The organism is Mycobacterium sp. ELW1 (genome assembly GCF_008329905.1).
Classification (GTDB): domain Bacteria; phylum Actinomycetota; class Actinomycetes; order Mycobacteriales; family Mycobacteriaceae; genus Mycobacterium.
This window is the reverse complement of record NZ_CP032155.1, coordinates 5,780,469-5,794,537: the sequence shown is the minus strand read 5'-3', so window position 1 is coordinate 5,794,537 and position 14,069 is coordinate 5,780,469. Positions and strand designations below refer to the sequence as shown.

At 68.4% G+C, this 14,069-nt stretch carries 18 protein-coding genes; 8 read left to right on the top strand and 10 right to left on the bottom strand.

From position 1 onward, the window contains the following. The first annotated feature begins 1 nt into the window (after window position 1). Entirely contained in the window at window positions 2-343 is a 342-nt protein-coding gene (locus D3H54_RS27815) for a hypothetical protein (RefSeq protein ID WP_286199027.1), read from the top strand. On the opposite strand, the gene D3H54_RS27810 is transcribed toward D3H54_RS27815, so the two are convergent. Continuing rightward, on the bottom strand, window positions 330-1,262 hold the full coding sequence (locus D3H54_RS27810; protein WP_149382926.1) for an AraC family transcriptional regulator: 933 nt from the start codon (window positions 1,260-1,262) through the stop codon (window positions 330-332). The two genes, D3H54_RS27815 and D3H54_RS27810, sit on opposite strands and share 14 nt — an antisense overlap. Window positions 1,263-1,345: 83 nt before the next feature. Here D3H54_RS27810 and D3H54_RS27805 point away from each other — a divergent pair, with 83 nt between their 5' ends. Continuing rightward, window positions 1,346-1,810 (top strand): anthrone oxygenase family protein, encoded by a 465-nt coding sequence (locus D3H54_RS27805; RefSeq protein ID WP_149382925.1) that lies wholly within the window; start codon window positions 1,346-1,348, stop codon window positions 1,808-1,810. Here D3H54_RS27805 and D3H54_RS27800 read toward each other — a convergent pair. Further along, on the bottom strand, window positions 1,807-2,691 hold the full coding sequence (locus D3H54_RS27800; RefSeq protein ID WP_149382924.1) for an RDD family protein: 885 nt from the start codon (window positions 2,689-2,691) through the stop codon (window positions 1,807-1,809). The two genes, D3H54_RS27805 and D3H54_RS27800, sit on opposite strands and share 4 nt — an antisense overlap. Before the next feature lie 28 nt (window positions 2,692-2,719). Here D3H54_RS27800 and D3H54_RS27795 point away from each other — a divergent pair, with 28 nt between their 5' ends. Then, complete coding sequence (locus D3H54_RS27795; RefSeq protein ID WP_149382923.1) at window positions 2,720-3,712, top strand: stage II sporulation protein M; 993 nt, start codon at window positions 2,720-2,722, stop codon at window positions 3,710-3,712. 1 nt (window position 3,713) lies between these two features. On the opposite strand, the gene D3H54_RS27790 is transcribed toward D3H54_RS27795, so the two are convergent. From D3H54_RS27790 to D3H54_RS27770, 5 genes are read right to left on the bottom strand one after another with little or no spacing between them, the layout of a single operon-like run. Next, window positions 3,714-5,036, bottom strand: a complete 1,323-nt coding sequence (locus tag D3H54_RS27790) for a DUF58 domain-containing protein (RefSeq protein ID WP_149382922.1) — start codon at window positions 5,034-5,036, stop codon at window positions 3,714-3,716. Next, window positions 5,036-6,019 (bottom strand): AAA family ATPase, encoded by a 984-nt coding sequence (locus D3H54_RS27785; protein ID WP_168214990.1) that lies wholly within the window; start codon window positions 6,017-6,019, stop codon window positions 5,036-5,038. Before D3H54_RS27785 ends, D3H54_RS27790 begins: the two co-directional genes overlap by 1 nt. Continuing rightward, window positions 6,016-7,137 carry a DUF4350 domain-containing protein gene (locus D3H54_RS27780; protein WP_149382921.1) on the bottom strand — a complete coding sequence of 374 codons (1,122 nt, stop codon included), beginning with the start codon at window positions 7,135-7,137 and terminating at the stop codon, window positions 6,016-6,018. The genes D3H54_RS27785 and D3H54_RS27780 overlap by 4 nt, the downstream gene beginning before the upstream one ends. Next, window positions 7,134-7,787 carry a DUF4129 domain-containing protein gene (locus D3H54_RS27775; RefSeq protein WP_149382920.1) on the bottom strand — a complete coding sequence of 218 codons (654 nt, stop codon included), beginning with the start codon at window positions 7,785-7,787 and terminating at the stop codon, window positions 7,134-7,136. Before D3H54_RS27775 ends, D3H54_RS27780 begins: the two co-directional genes overlap by 4 nt. Before the next feature lie 13 nt (window positions 7,788-7,800). Beyond that, complete coding sequence (locus tag D3H54_RS27770) at window positions 7,801-9,015, bottom strand: DUF7847 domain-containing protein (protein WP_149382919.1); 1,215 nt, start codon at window positions 9,013-9,015, stop codon at window positions 7,801-7,803. 99 nt (window positions 9,016-9,114) lie between these two features. On the opposite strand from D3H54_RS27770, the gene D3H54_RS27765 reads away from it, so the two are divergent. The 3 genes from D3H54_RS27765 to D3H54_RS31360 all read left to right on the top strand — a co-directional run bounded on the left by D3H54_RS27765 (window position 9,115) and on the right by D3H54_RS31360 (window position 10,884). Beyond that, the gene (locus tag D3H54_RS27765) at window positions 9,115-9,579 is read left to right on the top strand and encodes a GatB/YqeY domain-containing protein (RefSeq protein ID WP_083120853.1); all 465 of its coding nucleotides are present in this window, start codon (window positions 9,115-9,117) and stop codon (window positions 9,577-9,579) included. A 36-nt stretch (window positions 9,580-9,615) separates the two neighbouring features. Then, window positions 9,616-10,602: an LLM class F420-dependent oxidoreductase gene (locus D3H54_RS27760; protein ID WP_149382918.1), complete on the top strand. Its 987-nt coding sequence runs from the start codon at window positions 9,616-9,618 to the stop codon at window positions 10,600-10,602. A 108-nt stretch (window positions 10,603-10,710) separates the two neighbouring features. Further along, complete coding sequence (locus tag D3H54_RS31360) at window positions 10,711-10,884, top strand: hypothetical protein (protein WP_168214989.1); 174 nt, start codon at window positions 10,711-10,713, stop codon at window positions 10,882-10,884. Here D3H54_RS31360 and D3H54_RS27755 read toward each other — a convergent pair. After that, window positions 10,881-11,579 carry a phosphodiesterase gene (locus D3H54_RS27755; RefSeq protein WP_149382917.1) on the bottom strand — a complete coding sequence of 233 codons (699 nt, stop codon included), beginning with the start codon at window positions 11,577-11,579 and terminating at the stop codon, window positions 10,881-10,883. The two genes, D3H54_RS31360 and D3H54_RS27755, sit on opposite strands and share 4 nt — an antisense overlap. Window positions 11,580-11,706: 127 nt before the next feature. On the opposite strand from D3H54_RS27755, the gene D3H54_RS27750 reads away from it, so the two are divergent. Together D3H54_RS27750 and D3H54_RS27745 are read left to right on the top strand one after the other, a co-directional pair. Continuing rightward, the gene (locus D3H54_RS27750; protein ID WP_432246624.1) at window positions 11,707-12,402 is read left to right on the top strand and encodes a HemK2/MTQ2 family protein methyltransferase; all 696 of its coding nucleotides are present in this window, start codon (window positions 11,707-11,709) and stop codon (window positions 12,400-12,402) included. Then, complete coding sequence (locus D3H54_RS27745) at window positions 12,399-12,629, top strand: CDGSH iron-sulfur domain-containing protein (RefSeq protein ID WP_210419613.1); 231 nt, start codon at window positions 12,399-12,401, stop codon at window positions 12,627-12,629. Before D3H54_RS27750 ends, D3H54_RS27745 begins: the two co-directional genes overlap by 4 nt. On the opposite strand, the gene D3H54_RS27740 is transcribed toward D3H54_RS27745, so the two are convergent. Further along, window positions 12,606-13,628: an iron-containing redox enzyme family protein gene (locus D3H54_RS27740; RefSeq protein ID WP_149382915.1), complete on the bottom strand. Its 1,023-nt coding sequence runs from the start codon at window positions 13,626-13,628 to the stop codon at window positions 12,606-12,608. The two genes, D3H54_RS27745 and D3H54_RS27740, sit on opposite strands and share 24 nt — an antisense overlap. A 60-nt stretch (window positions 13,629-13,688) precedes the next feature. Then, window positions 13,689-14,054 (bottom strand): hypothetical protein, encoded by a 366-nt coding sequence (locus D3H54_RS27735; protein WP_149382914.1) that lies wholly within the window; start codon window positions 14,052-14,054, stop codon window positions 13,689-13,691. Window positions 14,055-14,069 lie beyond the last annotated feature (15 nt).

Genomic DNA, 14,069 nt, shown 5'->3' with positions numbered 1-14,069 from the left:
CATGACCTCATCGAACGCCACCGAAACCCACCCCGAGAAGGCGCCGCGGGCACGGCTCTGGATCAACTGGCTGCTGGCGCTGTCCACCCTTGTGGGTGCGGGGGCCGTCCAGCTGTTCGCCATGGGCGCGGTGATGGGGACCGCTGCGTGCAGCAACCCCAATTGCCCGAAACCGAGCGGCTTCGTCTACGGCCTGCTCACCTACGGCGCGCCGGTGATCGCGGTCCTGGCTGTCGTCATCACCATCTTCACGGCGAAACATCCACGCGGCTGGGTGGTTCCCGTCGTCGCGTGGGTGTTGCTGATCATCGACATCGCGATTCTGTCGGCTACGTTCTCCTAGCCCGGAAGGCGGCCGGGCTCAGACCGTGAGCCCGTTTGAACGCCGTGCTGAGCGCGAACGGTGTGCCGTAGCCGACGTGGCGTGCGACGGCGCCGACGGTGAGGTCGGATGAGCTCAACAGATCTGCGGCCAGGGCCAGCCGCCATGCGGTCAGGAACGCGATCGGTGAGTCGCCGACCAGCGTGGTGAATCGCCTGGCGAATGAAGCGCGTGAACTCCCCACCGCGGCAGCAAGATTCGCAACGGTCCACAGGTGAGCCGGATCGTTGTACATGAGTCGGATCGCCGGGCCGACGACCGCATCAGCCTCGGCGGTCCACCATGGCGGGGCGTTGCCCGGTCGGCTGAACCAGGTTCGCAGGAAGTCCAGCAGGAGCAGATCGAGCAACCGATCGAGGAAGGCCTCCTGGCCGGGGCCGTCGCGGACGGCCTCGGTGGCCAATGCCTGCGGGAGCGGACTGGCCCAGTCGGCGGCGCACAACACGGCGACGTCCGGCAGTGCGTCGAGTAGCCGGGCGCTCACCGCGCTGTGGCCTTCATAGGCCCCGACGACGGCGTGGGTGGCGCCGGTCGCGCTGTTGCCCCACGTCCGCACACCCAGCGCCATGGCGAACGCCAGGTCCTCACCGGTCAGCGTCGTGCACCGCTGACCCGGGTGGATGACGATCTGCGCGGGTGTGCGGACGTCGTCGGCGAGCAGGTAATGCGCTGTGCCGCGGGTCAAGGCCACGTCACCGGCATGCAGGGTGATCGCCGCGCCACCGTCGGGGGAGAGCACCGCGCCGCCGTCGGTCACGCAGATGACCGTCAGCGGGGCTTCGTCCTGGAGCCGCATGGACCACGGTGGGTCGAGCACCATCCGCAGAACGAACGCGCCATGAGCGCGCACCCCGTCGAGCAGGCCCACCAAAGCGTCCACAGGCGCAGCCTAGAGACTCCTGCGTATGCATCGGGGACTATCAGCCATTCTGGGTCTCGCCAGCAGTCCGGTCTACTGGCGGGATGCCGAATCCTCCCGTCGTCGTGCTGATCACCGCGGCCGCGATTTCCGCCGCCGTCGTCGCCGGTGTGTTCTACGCGTTCTCCACGTTCGTGATGCGCGGCCTAGACCGGACCGGCCCCGCCGACGCCGCCACCGCGATGCGCGGTATCAACGCCGAGGCGGGGACCAATACACCGTTCTTAGCGCTCTTAATGGGCGCGGCCTTGATCGCCCTGGTGGTGGGTATCGCCGCCCTGACGCAGTTGCGGCTTCCGGGTCGCGGTTGGCTGGTGGCCGGGGCGGTGCTCGCACTGGTGCCGTTGATCGTGACGGTCGCGGTCAACGTGCCGTTGAACGACCGGTTGGCCGCCGAATCGTTGCCGTGGCAGGACTACTACCGGACCTGGACGCTCTGGAACCACATGCGGACGGCAGCGGCGCTGGCCGGTTCAGTGCTGATGCTGATCGGTGTACGCGTGCGCTAGCTGGGTGGTACGAACCCGTCGGTGCGCTGCGGTGGCGCCGACGGCGCGGGCCCCGGCGCCTGCCCGACCGGGTACGGCGGCGGCCCAGCGGGATACGACGGCGGTGGCCCGGCCGGATACTGCGGGACGGGCTCCGGTGGGCGGAGCCGGATCAGCTCGCGGCGGTGCCGTTCGGCGAGCACGGCGGCCAGAACGTATTGCGGCGGTGTGCCCGGTGGCGGCGGAGGCGAGATGCGGCCGACCACGTCGACGGCGATGCGGTACGCCATGTCGTCACGTACGTAGGGGTCCAATTCTGGTGCGCGAGAAAGGAATTGACGCGCCAGCTCAGCCTGCTCGGGGCCAAGCGCGGAGAGTTCCAACAAGGCGGCCCACCACGCCAGCGACGGCGGCATCACGGGCGGGGGCGGCATCTTCGGGCCGCGTTCACTGATCACGACGGTGCCGGCGAAGACATCGCCGATGCGTTTGCCCCGCGGCGAGACCAGGCTGCAGATCACCGCGGGTCCGCCCATGAACATCCAGATCTCCACGAAGCCCGCCAGCGCCCGAAACAGTGCCTGGCGGAAGCGTTCCGGGCCGCCGTCGTCGGACACCACCCGAAGGCCCATCGCGATCTTGCCGAGTGTCCTTCCCCGCGTGGCGGTCTCGAAGACGACGGGATAGCCGACCAGCACCAGCACCGTGAAGATGATCAGAACCGCGGCGGACAGCGCCTCGTCGAACTGGGTGATCGTGGCGGCCCACAGCAACACACCGATGATGTAGCCGACCAGGATGACCGCGATGTCGATCAGGGCGCCGACGGCACGAACCGGCAGCTGGGCGATTTGGACATCGAGGACGACGGCGTCCCCGGTCACCACCGTCTCGGGCACCATAACGGTCCACGGTACTAGTGTCGGCCGGGTGGACGTCGACGCATTCGTGCTGGCCCACCAGGACACCTGGACCCGGCTCGAGCAGCTGGTCAAGCGGCGCCGTCGCCTTTCCGGGCCGGAGGTGGACGAACTCGTCGAGCTCTACCAGCGGGTCTCGACGCATCTGTCGATGGTGCGTTCGGCCTCGTCGGACTCGGTTCTGGTCGGGCGGCTCTCCAGCCTGGTGGCGCGGGCCCGCGCCGCGGTCACCGGTGCGCACGCCCCGATGTGGCATGAGTTCGCCCGGTTCTGGACGGTGTCGTTCCCCGTGGTGGCCTACCGCGCGTGGCGCTGGTGGCTGGCGACGGCCGTCGCGTTCTTCGCGGTGGCGACGGTCATCGGAATCTGGGTGGGCGGCAGCCCGGAGGTGCAGTCGGCGCTGAGCACGCCGCAGGAGATCGAACATCTGATCAACCACGACTTCGCCTCGTACTACAGCGAGAACCCGGCCGGCTCATTCGCGTTGCGGGTGTGGGTGAACAACTCCTGGGTGGCCGCGCAGTGCATCGCGTTCGCGATCCTGCTGGGCATCCCGATCCCGTGGGTGATCTTCCAGAACGCGGCCAACCTCGGTGTGGTCGGTGGCTTGATGATCCACGCGGGCAAGGCCGATGTGCTGTTCGGGCTGCTCATCCCGCACGGGCTGCTCGAACTGACGGCGGTGTTCCTGGCCGGAGCGGTCGGCATGCGCCTGGGGTGGACGGTCATCTCGCCGGGCGACCGGCCACGCGGACAGGCGCTCGCCGAGCAGGGCCGTGCGGTGGTGGCGGCGGCGGTCGGGCTCGCCGGCGTGCTCTTGGTGTCGGGGCTGATCGAGGCGCTGGTGACGCCGGCGCCGTTGCCCACCTTCATCCGAATCGGCATCGGAATTGCCGCCGAGGCCGGATTTCTGGCGTATGTCGTCTACTTCGGCCGCAAAGCCAGCCGCGCCGGAGAAACCGGCGACGTCGAGGACGCGCCCGACGTGGTGCCGACAGGCTGACCTACAAGCGGCCGGTGGCCTTCATCGACAGGTAGCGGTCGGCCAGGGCCGGCGCGAGATCCTCCGGCGAGGCGTCGACCACTTCGACACCGCTGTGCCGCAGCCGGCTGGCAATGCTGCGCCGGTCGTTGCGAGCCCGTTCGGCGGCCGCAGCGTCGTAGACCTGGGCGGCATCGGCGCGACCGGCGGCCAATTCGTCGACCCGCGGATCCGACACCGCGGCAACGATCACCTGATGTTTGGCGGACAACCGTGGGAGCACCGGCAGCAGCCCCTCGTCGAGCGCCGAAGAGTTCAGGTCGGTCAGCAGCACCACCAGTGCCCGACGGCGCACCCGGCGCTGCACGGCGGCCACCATCGCGGTCGCATCCGATTCGATCAGCGCCGGCTCCAGCGGCGCCATCGCCTCCACCAGGTGGGCCAGCAACTCGGTGCGGGAGGCGCCGAAAACCGCTGCGCGAGTGAGCCGGTCGTGGGCCAGGAAGTCGACATGGTCGCCGGCGCGCGATGCCAGCGCGCCCAGCAGCAGTGCGGCGTCCATCGACCAGTCCAGCCGTGGCCAGCCGCCCGGGTCCCGGGCCGTGGGATCGACACCGACACGACCCGCCGACGTGCGGCCGGTGTCGAGCACGATCACCACACGCCGGTCGCGTTCGGGGCGCCAGGTGCGGACCACCACGTCGGCGCGACGAGCGGTGGCGCGCCAGTCGATCGAGCGGACGTCATCGCCGACGACATACTCGCGGAGCGAATCGAATTCGGTGCCCTGGCCGCGGATCAGCACCGGCAGCAGCCCGTCGATCTCCCGCAGCCGGGCCAGCCGCGACGGCAGATGCTTGCGGGACAGGAACGGCGGCAGGATCCGAACCTGCCCGGCGATCGGATGCGACCGCTGCCGGCCGGCGACACCCAACGGCCCGATCGAGCGGACGGTGACAACCTCCGACCGCAGATCGCCGCGGCGAACGGGCCGTAAGAGGGTTGTGACAGTGCTGGTTTCGGATGCTCGAAGCGAGAGTGAGTGTGCGCGCGGCTCTGCGCACGCGCTGGGCGGCCAGGCATCCCGCACCGCACCGCGGAACCGGCGGCGCCCGGTGTTGTGAATGTGGACCACAGCATCCACCGTCTGCCCCAGCCGCGCTGAGGTGTCGGGCTCGCGGGTCAGGCGCAGAGCTTGCGGACTTCCGGCCAGCGCCATGTCGAGGGCGACGATCACCAGCAGCACGAGCAGGGCAACGACGAATGTCGTTGCCGGCCATGGCGACAGCGTGATCGGGAGGGCGCCCAGCAGAGCGATCAGGCCGGCGCGTCCGGTGAGGATCACTAGCGCGGCACCGGCACCGCGGCCAGGATGCCGTCCAGCACGCCGTCGGGGGTCGCTCCTTCGAGTTCGGCCTCGGGGCGCAGCGCGATGCGGTGGCGCAGCGTCGGCCGAGCCATCGCCTTGACGTCATCCGGGGTCACGTATCCCCGGCCGGACAACCAGGCCCACGACCGTGCCGTGCTCAACAGAGCGGTCGCGCCGCGCGGTGACACACCCAGCTGCAGCGACGGGGAATTCCGCGTGGCGCCGACGATATCGACGATGTAGGCCAACACCTCGTCGGCGATCAGCACCCGCTTCACCGCTTCGCGGCCCGCGGCCAGTTCGGCGGTGCCGGCCACCGGGCGGATGGCGCTCAGGTCGCGCGGATCGAAACCATTCGCGTGCCGGGACAAGATCGCGATCTCCTGATCGCGCGGCGGGAGCGGGACATTCAGCTTCAGCAGGAACCGGTCGAGTTGCGCCTCGGGCAACTGATAGGTGCCTTCGTACTCGATCGGGTTCTGCGTGGCGGCCACGATGAACGGGTCCGGCAGTGGCCGCGGGTCGCCGTCGACGCTGACCTGACGTTCCTCCATCGCCTCCAGCAGTGCGGCTTGGGTTTTCGGCGGAGTCCGGTTGATTTCATCGGCCAGCATGAGGTTGGTGAACACCGGCCCCTCGTGGAACACGAACGCCGCGGTCTTGGCGTCATAGACCAGCGACCCGGTGACATCACCCGGCATCAGGTCGGGGGTGAACTGAACCCGCTTGAAATCCAGTTGCAGCGCGGCCGACATCGCCCGCACCAGAAGGGTCTTCGCCACGCCCGGAACACCCTCCAGGAGAACGTGTCCGCGGCACAGCAGGGCGATCACCAGCCCGCTCACCACGGCGTCCTGGCCGACGACGGCTTTGGCGATCTCACTGCGCAGGGCGAGCAGGGCGCTGCGCGCCGCGTCATGCTCGGCGATGGGGGAGGGTGGCTGGGCAAAATTCGTCACGACGTCGTGACCTGCCTTTCGATGTCGTCGAGCGCATGGGCTAGTTGGAGCAGATCGGTATCGGTCGACGGGGGTGGCCCGAACAGCACATGCTGCACGGTGTTCGGGTCCCCGGTGTAGCGCTGCGCGACCGCGGATGTCACCGCCGCTGGAGAGGCGTTGGGGCCCAAACCGAGTCGCGGCGCCAGCCGCTGCAGCGTCGCGGTACGCAGGGCCTCGGCGGCTTGTCCGCGGGCTCGCCGAGACCGGTAGAGCCGGGCACGGCCCTCGACGGTCTCGGATGCTCGCACCACCACCGGCAACTTCTCGGCAACCAGCGGCCCCAACCGGCGGCCCTGCCATACGGCCAGCAGAAGCACCGCCAGACACAGCTGCCACACCAGCCAGCTGACTGCGTCGGGCATCAGATCGGTCAGCGACGAGCCCTCTGCCCCTTCACCTTCCGGCTTCTGCGGGGCATACCAGATGAGCCGCGGCCGGTCACCGGCCAGATTCATCGCCAGCGCCGCGTTGCCCTCGCTGAGCAGGCCGCCGTTGGTCATGAAGTCCGCGGTGCCGACGACGGTGACGGTGCGGCCGCCGTCCTGGTAGCGCACCACTGCGCCGCCGTAGCAGCGGGTCACGTCGAGGTCGCCGGCTTTCTCATAGGTCTCGGTGGCGCCCAATTGCGCGGTCCCGGCGCGGTTCGCCTCGCGCAGGTCGCAATCGGGCTCGGAAGTCAGCATGCTGGCACCGCCGAGGCGGATATCGGCGGCCAGCGCCTGCCGTACCCGCGAGGTGGGTTCCAGCAGCAGCCGGTCGCCCGGGACATCCGCCAGGCGGGCCAGTAGATCCTCGCCCCGGGTGTTGTACGTCTCGGCCGCCAGTAGCAGGGTGTCCGGGCGGGCGGCATTCTCGACATCGGCGACGGTGTCGGCGACGACGACGTCGACACCGCGCTCACGCAGCAGGGCGACCAGGGCGTGCGCGCCGTCGGGGCTGGTGGAGTCCGGATCCATCCGGCCGCCCGGTCGCGGCGCGGTGAGGACCGCGCTGACCGCCGCGATCGCCGAGATCACGATCAGCGCCAGGACAATCCAGCGTCCGGTGCGCCACCGCTGGCCGAGGGTGGCGCTCACCGCAGCGGAGCCCACGTGTCGGCGACGACGGGAGCATCGCCCTCGGAACCCGCCGGGCCGGCGTGCCGGCGCAGGGCCTCGTCAAGGGCGGCGACCATGCGGTAGTCCGGTTCGGTACCGGGTTGCTCGCCGTAGGTGACGTCGTTGAACACCGTTGCCGCCCGGCGTAAGTCGCCGCCGAACGCCGGCAGCAGCTCGCCGGCATCCGCGGCGAGTTCGTTGGCGGTGCGGCCCGGGACCGCGTTGAGCAGACCGGTCTCCTCGAGGTGGCGGGCCACCGCGCGAAGCCGGTGCCGGATAGCCGCGGCCCAGTTTCCTTGCGCCGCATATGATTCAGCGGTGGCCCGGTGTTCGGCCGAGCTGAGTTCGCGCATGCCGAACAGTCCCGCGTCGCCACCTCGGCTGGTGCGCATCGTCCGCCTGGCGATGCGCACCGCGACGACGAACGCCACCACCACCACGATCGCCAGCACCGCGATGGTCAACCACCCACCTGGAATGGAAGCCCCTTTGGCGATCACCCGGTACAGCAGTTCCTGTAGCCACTCATTGAGCCTGTCGGTCAAGGATTCCTTCGGGTAGATCGGTTTGGCCAGCTCACGCTGGGCCGCGTCGTGAGCGGTCTCCCGGTCGATGTCGATGACAGGCATGGTGATCGGCGCGTCAGCGCCCCGGTGTGAGCCACAGATCGTCGGCGGCCGCGGTGTCCGCGGGCGCCGCGGTGGCACCGGTCTGCAGCACCAGATCGAACGCCTCCGCGCGAATGCGGGTGTCGGTGTACAGCAGCACCGTCACCCCTGCGGTGAACGGTGCGACGATGATCTGCGCGATCGCACCCCCGACGGCGGTCAACGTGGTGGCGAGGATGATCGGCCCCGAGGAGTCCGCTCCGAGGAGGAACACCTGCCCGGCGATGCTGAACGGGACGGCGACCGCTCCGGCGATGACCCCGGCCACCACCGAGGCGAGCAGCCGGATGCCGAAGATGCGCCAGAAGTGGTTGCTTACCAAGCCAAACGAGCGCCGGATTGATGCCACGATCGGTTTGCGCTCGAGTACGACGGCGGCCGGCGCGAATGACAGCGCGGTGTAGAGGTAGACCAGCGCAGCGATCAACCCGAGCACCAGCGGAATGCCGATGATCACCGCAGCGGTGCCGTTGCCGGCCACCGCGACACCGGCGATGACCGCCGCGACCACCCCCACCAACAGCAGGACCGCGAGGACCTCGAGGGCACTGAACCCGATCAATGCCCACAGCCTGCCGCGGAGACGCTGCCACGCCTCGCCGACGGTGATCTTCGTGCCGAAGACCGCACGGCCCACGACGACGGTGAGCATGCCGGACAGCAGAATTCCGGCCAGGGCGGTGGTCAGCCCGCTGGTCACACTGGACGCCGCGGAGCCCACCAACGCCGGCGTGGACAGCTCCTCACCGGTCTGGGCGCCCACCTTGCCCATCGAGAGCAGCGGACCCAACTGCAGGATCAGCGCGAGCGCCTGAGTGATCACCACGACGACCGTCGTCAGACCCAGCGTGGCCTTCGGGTTGGCCCGGATGTACCCGACAGCGCCGTTGAAGATGTCGCTGAGCGACAGCGGCCGCAGCGGAATGATGCCGGGCTTTGCCGCCATCGGCAGCTGGGGGCCGTAGCCGGGCGGCGGGAATCCAGGAGGGCCGTAACCCGGCGGTGGGTAGCCCGGCGGGGGATAGCCCGGCGGCCCGTACCCGGGCGGTGGGTAACCAGGCGGGGGATAGCCGGGCGGTGGATAGCCGGGCGGTGGGTAACCCGGCGAGGGATATCCGGGCGGCGGGAAGTGCGGTTGACCAGGCCATCCCGGCGGCGGTCCTGGAGGTCCGGCAGGCGGTACCGTCACCGGCGAACGTCCCCGACGTCGTAGCTCATCAGCCCATCCTGTCGAGCGGCGAAGTATTTCTCAACGTCCCCGCCATCCCGGGCGCGTAGCGTTTGCGCCATGGCGGAGCTCAAGGACCGGCTGAGATCAGACCTCACCGAAGCGATGAAGACCCAGGACAAGTTGCGTACCGCGACGCTGCGGCTGCTGCTCGCGGCGATCCAGACCGAGGAGGTCTCGGGCAAGCAGGCGCGCGACCTCTCCGACGAGGAGGTGCTGAAAGTCCTCGCGAGGGAGTCCAAGAAGCGCAGCGAGTCCGCCGAGATCTACACCCAGAACGGGCGCGGCGAGCTGGCCGCCGAGGAACACGCCGAGGCCCGGATCATCGACGAGTACCTGCCGACCCCGCTGACCGACGCCGAGGTGGCCGATGTGGCCGACACCGCGATCGCACAGGTCGCGGAGGAGATCGGTGAACGCCCGTCGACCAAGCAGATGGGTCTGGTGATGAAGGCGGCCAACGCGATCGCCGCGGGCAAGGCCGACGGGTCGCGGCTGTCCGCGGCGGTCAAAGCGCGCTTGTAGTCGTTTCGCTCTCCGGCGTCGGGGTACTCGACGCGCATGACGCGCTTCGGATACACCCTGATGACCGAGCAGAGCGGGCCCAAAGACCTTGTGCGCTACGCTGTTTCGGCTGAACAAGCGGGCTTCGACTTCGAAGTCTCCAGTGACCACTTCTCGCCCTGGCTGACATCCCAAGGGCACGCCCCCAACGCCTGGACGACGCTCGGCGCGGTCGCCCACGCGACCGAGCGGGTGGCGCTCTACACGTACGTGACGTGCCCGACGATGCGCTACCACCCCGCTGTGGTCGCGCAGCAGGCCGCGACCCTGCAGATCCTGGCCGACGGGCGATTCACCCTCGGTCTGGGCTCGGGTGAGAACCTCAACGAACACGTCGTCGGCAAGGGATGGCCGACGATCCAGCGGCGCCAGGACATGCTCAAAGAGGCGATCGTGGTGATCCGCGAGCTGTTGAGCGGTGAACTCGTCGACCACAAGGGCGAATACTTCGAAGTCGATTCGGCACGGATATGGGACGTCCCCGACGAGCCGGTCACCATCGGCGTCGCGATGTCGGGCGAGCGTTCCGTGGAGGCCTTTGCGGCCGCAAGCGACCACCTGATCGCCGTGGAACCCGACGGCAAACTGGTCGACTCCTGGCACGGGGCTCGCCGGGCCACCGGTCTGGCCGGCGGCGGCCGGGTCATCGGGCAGATCCCGGTGTGCTGGGACACCGACCGCGACGCCGCCATCCAGCGCGCGCACGACCAGTTCCGCTGGTTCGGCGGCGGCTGGGATGTCAACGCCGACCTGCCCACCCCGGCCGGATTCGCGGGCGCCACCCAGTTCGTCAGACCGCAGGACGTCGCTGACAGCATTCCGTGCGGGCCTGACCTGGACGCCATCGTCGAATCGGTCAGGGCGTACTGGGAAGCCGGATTCACCGACATCGCACTCGTGCAGATCGGTGACGAGGGGCAGGACGAGTTCCTGGCGAAGGCGGCCGAACCGCTGTTGGCGAAGCTGCGCGACGCGGCCAACTGATCGCAAATCCCCTATTCCACTCGGTGTTTGGTGCCGAACAGGTGGGGCCGGCGTGATACGCCCCACCGACGGGTTGAAACGCATGGCGCGGGGGTAATCCCGGTGGTCATGACCGACCGCACCTCGGATGAAGAAGACCACGCCGACTACACCGACGACCACCAGGACGAGCCGCGCGGTGGCCGGCCCGGTCCCACGGATAAGGGCGGCCAAGGCGGGATGGCCACCCGCGAGCTGGCCCCTGACGTCGCCGAGTCCCCCGACCAGGAGCCGCCCGACTAGGACTCGCCGTCGCGTCCTTCGCGGCTGCTGCGGTACGCCAGGGCCCGGAAGTTCCGCAACCATTCGGGCCAGACCCGGACTTCCGGTGCGCTGTGCCGGACCGGGTCGAAGGAGATGTCACGCTCGGCGTGCTTGGCCAGCGGCACCACCTCGGTGAGCCGCAGGGCGGCCAGCGGCGTGAATTCGCCGCCGCCGCACGCCTGCTCGATGTCGAAGTCGACACCGTCGCCGTTGATCCGTTGATGCACCGCCCGCAACGACAATCCCGAACCGCCGACAGGTGTGGTCAGACGAGCGCGAATCCACCACAGCTCGTCCTCGTATCGCAGCGGCAGCAGACTCGAGTACACGGCCTCCGACCACGATGTCACCGCGCGCAATGCCACCCGGTTGGGCACCATCGCGCTCGATCCGAAACCCGCTGACACCAGCAAGACGTCCCACGGGGTGGCCGCGAACGGGGCAGGGGACATCCGCCAGGCCAACCCCGCGGCGTCCGGCAGGGCGCCGGGGGTGCCCACCGCCTTGGAGATACGGCCGACGACGTCCCCGGATTCGATCGGCAGGCCTTCATTCGGTGGCGACAACCGTTCGATCGTGCCGTTGGCCAACACCCCGCTGGGATGGAAGAGGCGACGCTGGCGCAGGGCCGCGCCGGCGGCGATGGGTAAGGCTGCAAGATCGGAAGCTTTCACACCGAACGGCCTTCCCGGTCGGTGACGCGGGCAAACCCATCAGCGGGTTTAACGCCCCTGTAATCGGGCATTTCTTCCGCAGCGCGGTGAGAAAACACGGGCGCGATCAACTGTCGAAAGGCCAATGTTGACCATTCTCTACCCCGACCTTGAAAGTTCGGTTGGAAGTGTTCCTGGCGTATATGCGCCACAACAGGATTCGCAACTGCTCATCGAAGCCATGACCCTCACCGGCGCTGTCTCCGGCCGTCGTGTCGTCGATCTCTGCACCGGAAGCGGTGTGATCGCGATCGCTGCCGCGCAATTGGGAGCTCGCAGTGTCACCGCATTCGACATCTGCCCCAAGGCGGTTCGATGCGCGACCGACAATGCCGATGAAGCCGGCGTCGGCGTCGACACGCGGCTGGGAACCTGGGGAGATGCCCTCGCGGAAGGTCCCTTCGATCTCGTGGTCTCCAATCCGCCTTATGTGCCAACGAGTCCCGACGCTCACCTCGAGGAGATCTCCGCGCAAGTGGGGCCGCCGACGGCCTGGAATGCCGGCGCCGACGGCCGCCAGGTGCTGGATCCACTGTGTGACTCGGCGGCCGAACTGCTCAGCAAGACCGGAACGATGCTCATCGTGCAGTCCGAGTTCTCGGACACCGAGCAGTCGCTGAGCCGCTTGCGCGGCGCAGGGCTGAGCGCGGACGTGGTTCTCAGCCAGATCATTCCGTTCGGGCCGGTGCTGAGTGCTCGAGCGTCCTGGATGGAGAAGATCGGTATGCTGCCGCGTGGTCGGCGGGAGGAGGAAATCGTGGTGATTCGCGCGGAAAAGCGGTGAGCGACAACGAACCCCGGGTGATCCGGATCGTCGACGCGGGCCCCATGATGGTGCAGGGGCCGGTGCGGATCGAGATGCCCGACGGCTCAGTCGTCGAGTCCGACCGCTTCATGGTCGCGATCTGTATGTGCAAGCGCAGCAAGACCTATCCGCTGTGCGACACCAGTCATCGCCGTCGCCGGCGTACCGGCGACGGCGAGTCGTCAGCTACTCAGCGGCCGGCGTAGCGAGCTGCGCCCGCTGGTCCAGCATCGCATCAGGTGATCGGCGAGCCGGTCCTCCACCATCAGGTGGGCCCGGATTCCGAGGATGACATCCCGCTCCAGCGCCGGCTCCCGGCTCACCAGATCGCCCACGACGTCGGTGCGGACCACCTGCTCGTGCACGGCGTCAGCCTCCACATGCTCACGGTAGAACTGTGCGCACGTGTCCGGCGCACCCATGCGCTCCATGGCATCAACCAGTCGGCGCGATCCCGGCGACGAGGTGATCTCGGTGGAGGCGAAGTGCCCGATGGCAGCGCCCCGATACGCACGGTGCAGTCCGAACATCGACATCAGGTTCACCACGGTCAGCGATGCGGCGGGCACCGCGTCGATGTAGCCGAGGTAGCTCGCGTCCAGGCCGGCTGCGACCATCAGGTCCGCGAAGAGCTGCTGGTGCGCGTGATCGCTTCTGCCACCGCCGAATTCGTCGAACTCGATGGCCACAAAGGCCGACTTGGCAAGTCCGGTCAACCGGGGGATGGCCCACGCGTGCGGGTCGCCCTCCTTGAGGTGGTAGAGCGAGCGATGCACGAAGTACTCCTGCATCTGCTCCCAGGTGCCCGTGCTGCGCAGATAGTAGGACGGGCCCGTGCCGTCGGCCGGTTCGATCGTCAGCTTCGCCATCTCGGCGTCGGCCGTGTCTTCGGGACCGATGTCACCGACATCGCGCTGCACAGCGGTCATGAACGTCTCTTCGAGTTGGGCGCGCAGATACAGAAGGCCCGGGTTCCACTCCCAACCGGGATCGACTCCGGCAAACCCGCGGTAGTGCAGCTCGTAGCAGACGTAGAGCGCAAGCTGGATGTCGATGCCGTAAGGATCGGAGTCATGGAGCGATGCTTCGATCCGCTGCAGATAGTTGCGCGGCGCACGTTCGGTGAGAAGCTCGAGGACGGCCATCGATACCGGCCCACGAGCTTCGGGGAGGCGCGGTTCTACAACTATGGGAGCAAGCGTCACTGAAAGCTTGTCCCCGCAGAGGCGAGGAGCTAAACCCCGTGGGTCACTCCAGTTGCGGTTTTACTTGTATGAGCAAGCGGAGATGAGGGCATCGGGGTCGGTGACACTGACGAGTAGAGATCGCAGCGTTGTCGGCACTCCGACCACCTTGGCCTGCACCGGGGGATCGATGCTCAGTTCGACGACGCCTTTCGACGAGCCGTTCACCAGCCATCGGCCCCGCCAGCCGTGCACCCCCCACCCGAGAAAAGGCCCCTTCGCCGGCTTGGCATCGGTGATCGACGCCAGTGGAATGTCGGCCGAGAAACCCCAGCCCATCGACACGTGCAGGATCCCGCCGGCGACCGAGACGTCGCAGCGACCGGGGCCCAAACCCAGCGGAGCAGCCAGTGGCCGGTACCACCGATCGAAACTGATTTCCGTCATGGGGGGACGATAATC

Coding starts and splice junctions, on each gene's coding strand:
- D3H54_RS27815 (WP_286199027.1), top strand. CDS start 2: ATGACCTCATCGAACGCCACCGAAACCCACCCCGAGAAGGCGCCGCGG.
- D3H54_RS27765 (WP_083120853.1), top strand. CDS start 9,115: ATGGCGGAGCTCAAGGACCGGCTGAGATCAGACCTCACCGAAGCGATG.
- D3H54_RS31360 (WP_168214989.1), top strand. CDS start 10,711: ATGACCGACCGCACCTCGGATGAAGAAGACCACGCCGACTACACCGAC.
- D3H54_RS27760 (WP_149382918.1), top strand. CDS start 9,616: ATGACGCGCTTCGGATACACCCTGATGACCGAGCAGAGCGGGCCCAAA.
- D3H54_RS27800 (WP_149382924.1), bottom strand. CDS start 2,691: ATGGTGCCCGAGACGGTGGTGACCGGGGACGCCGTCGTCCTCGATGTC.
- D3H54_RS27805 (WP_149382925.1), top strand. CDS start 1,346: ATGCCGAATCCTCCCGTCGTCGTGCTGATCACCGCGGCCGCGATTTCC.
- D3H54_RS27775 (WP_149382920.1), bottom strand. CDS start 7,787: ATGCCTGTCATCGACATCGACCGGGAGACCGCTCACGACGCGGCCCAG.
- D3H54_RS27735 (WP_149382914.1), bottom strand. CDS start 14,054: ATGACGGAAATCAGTTTCGATCGGTGGTACCGGCCACTGGCTGCTCCG.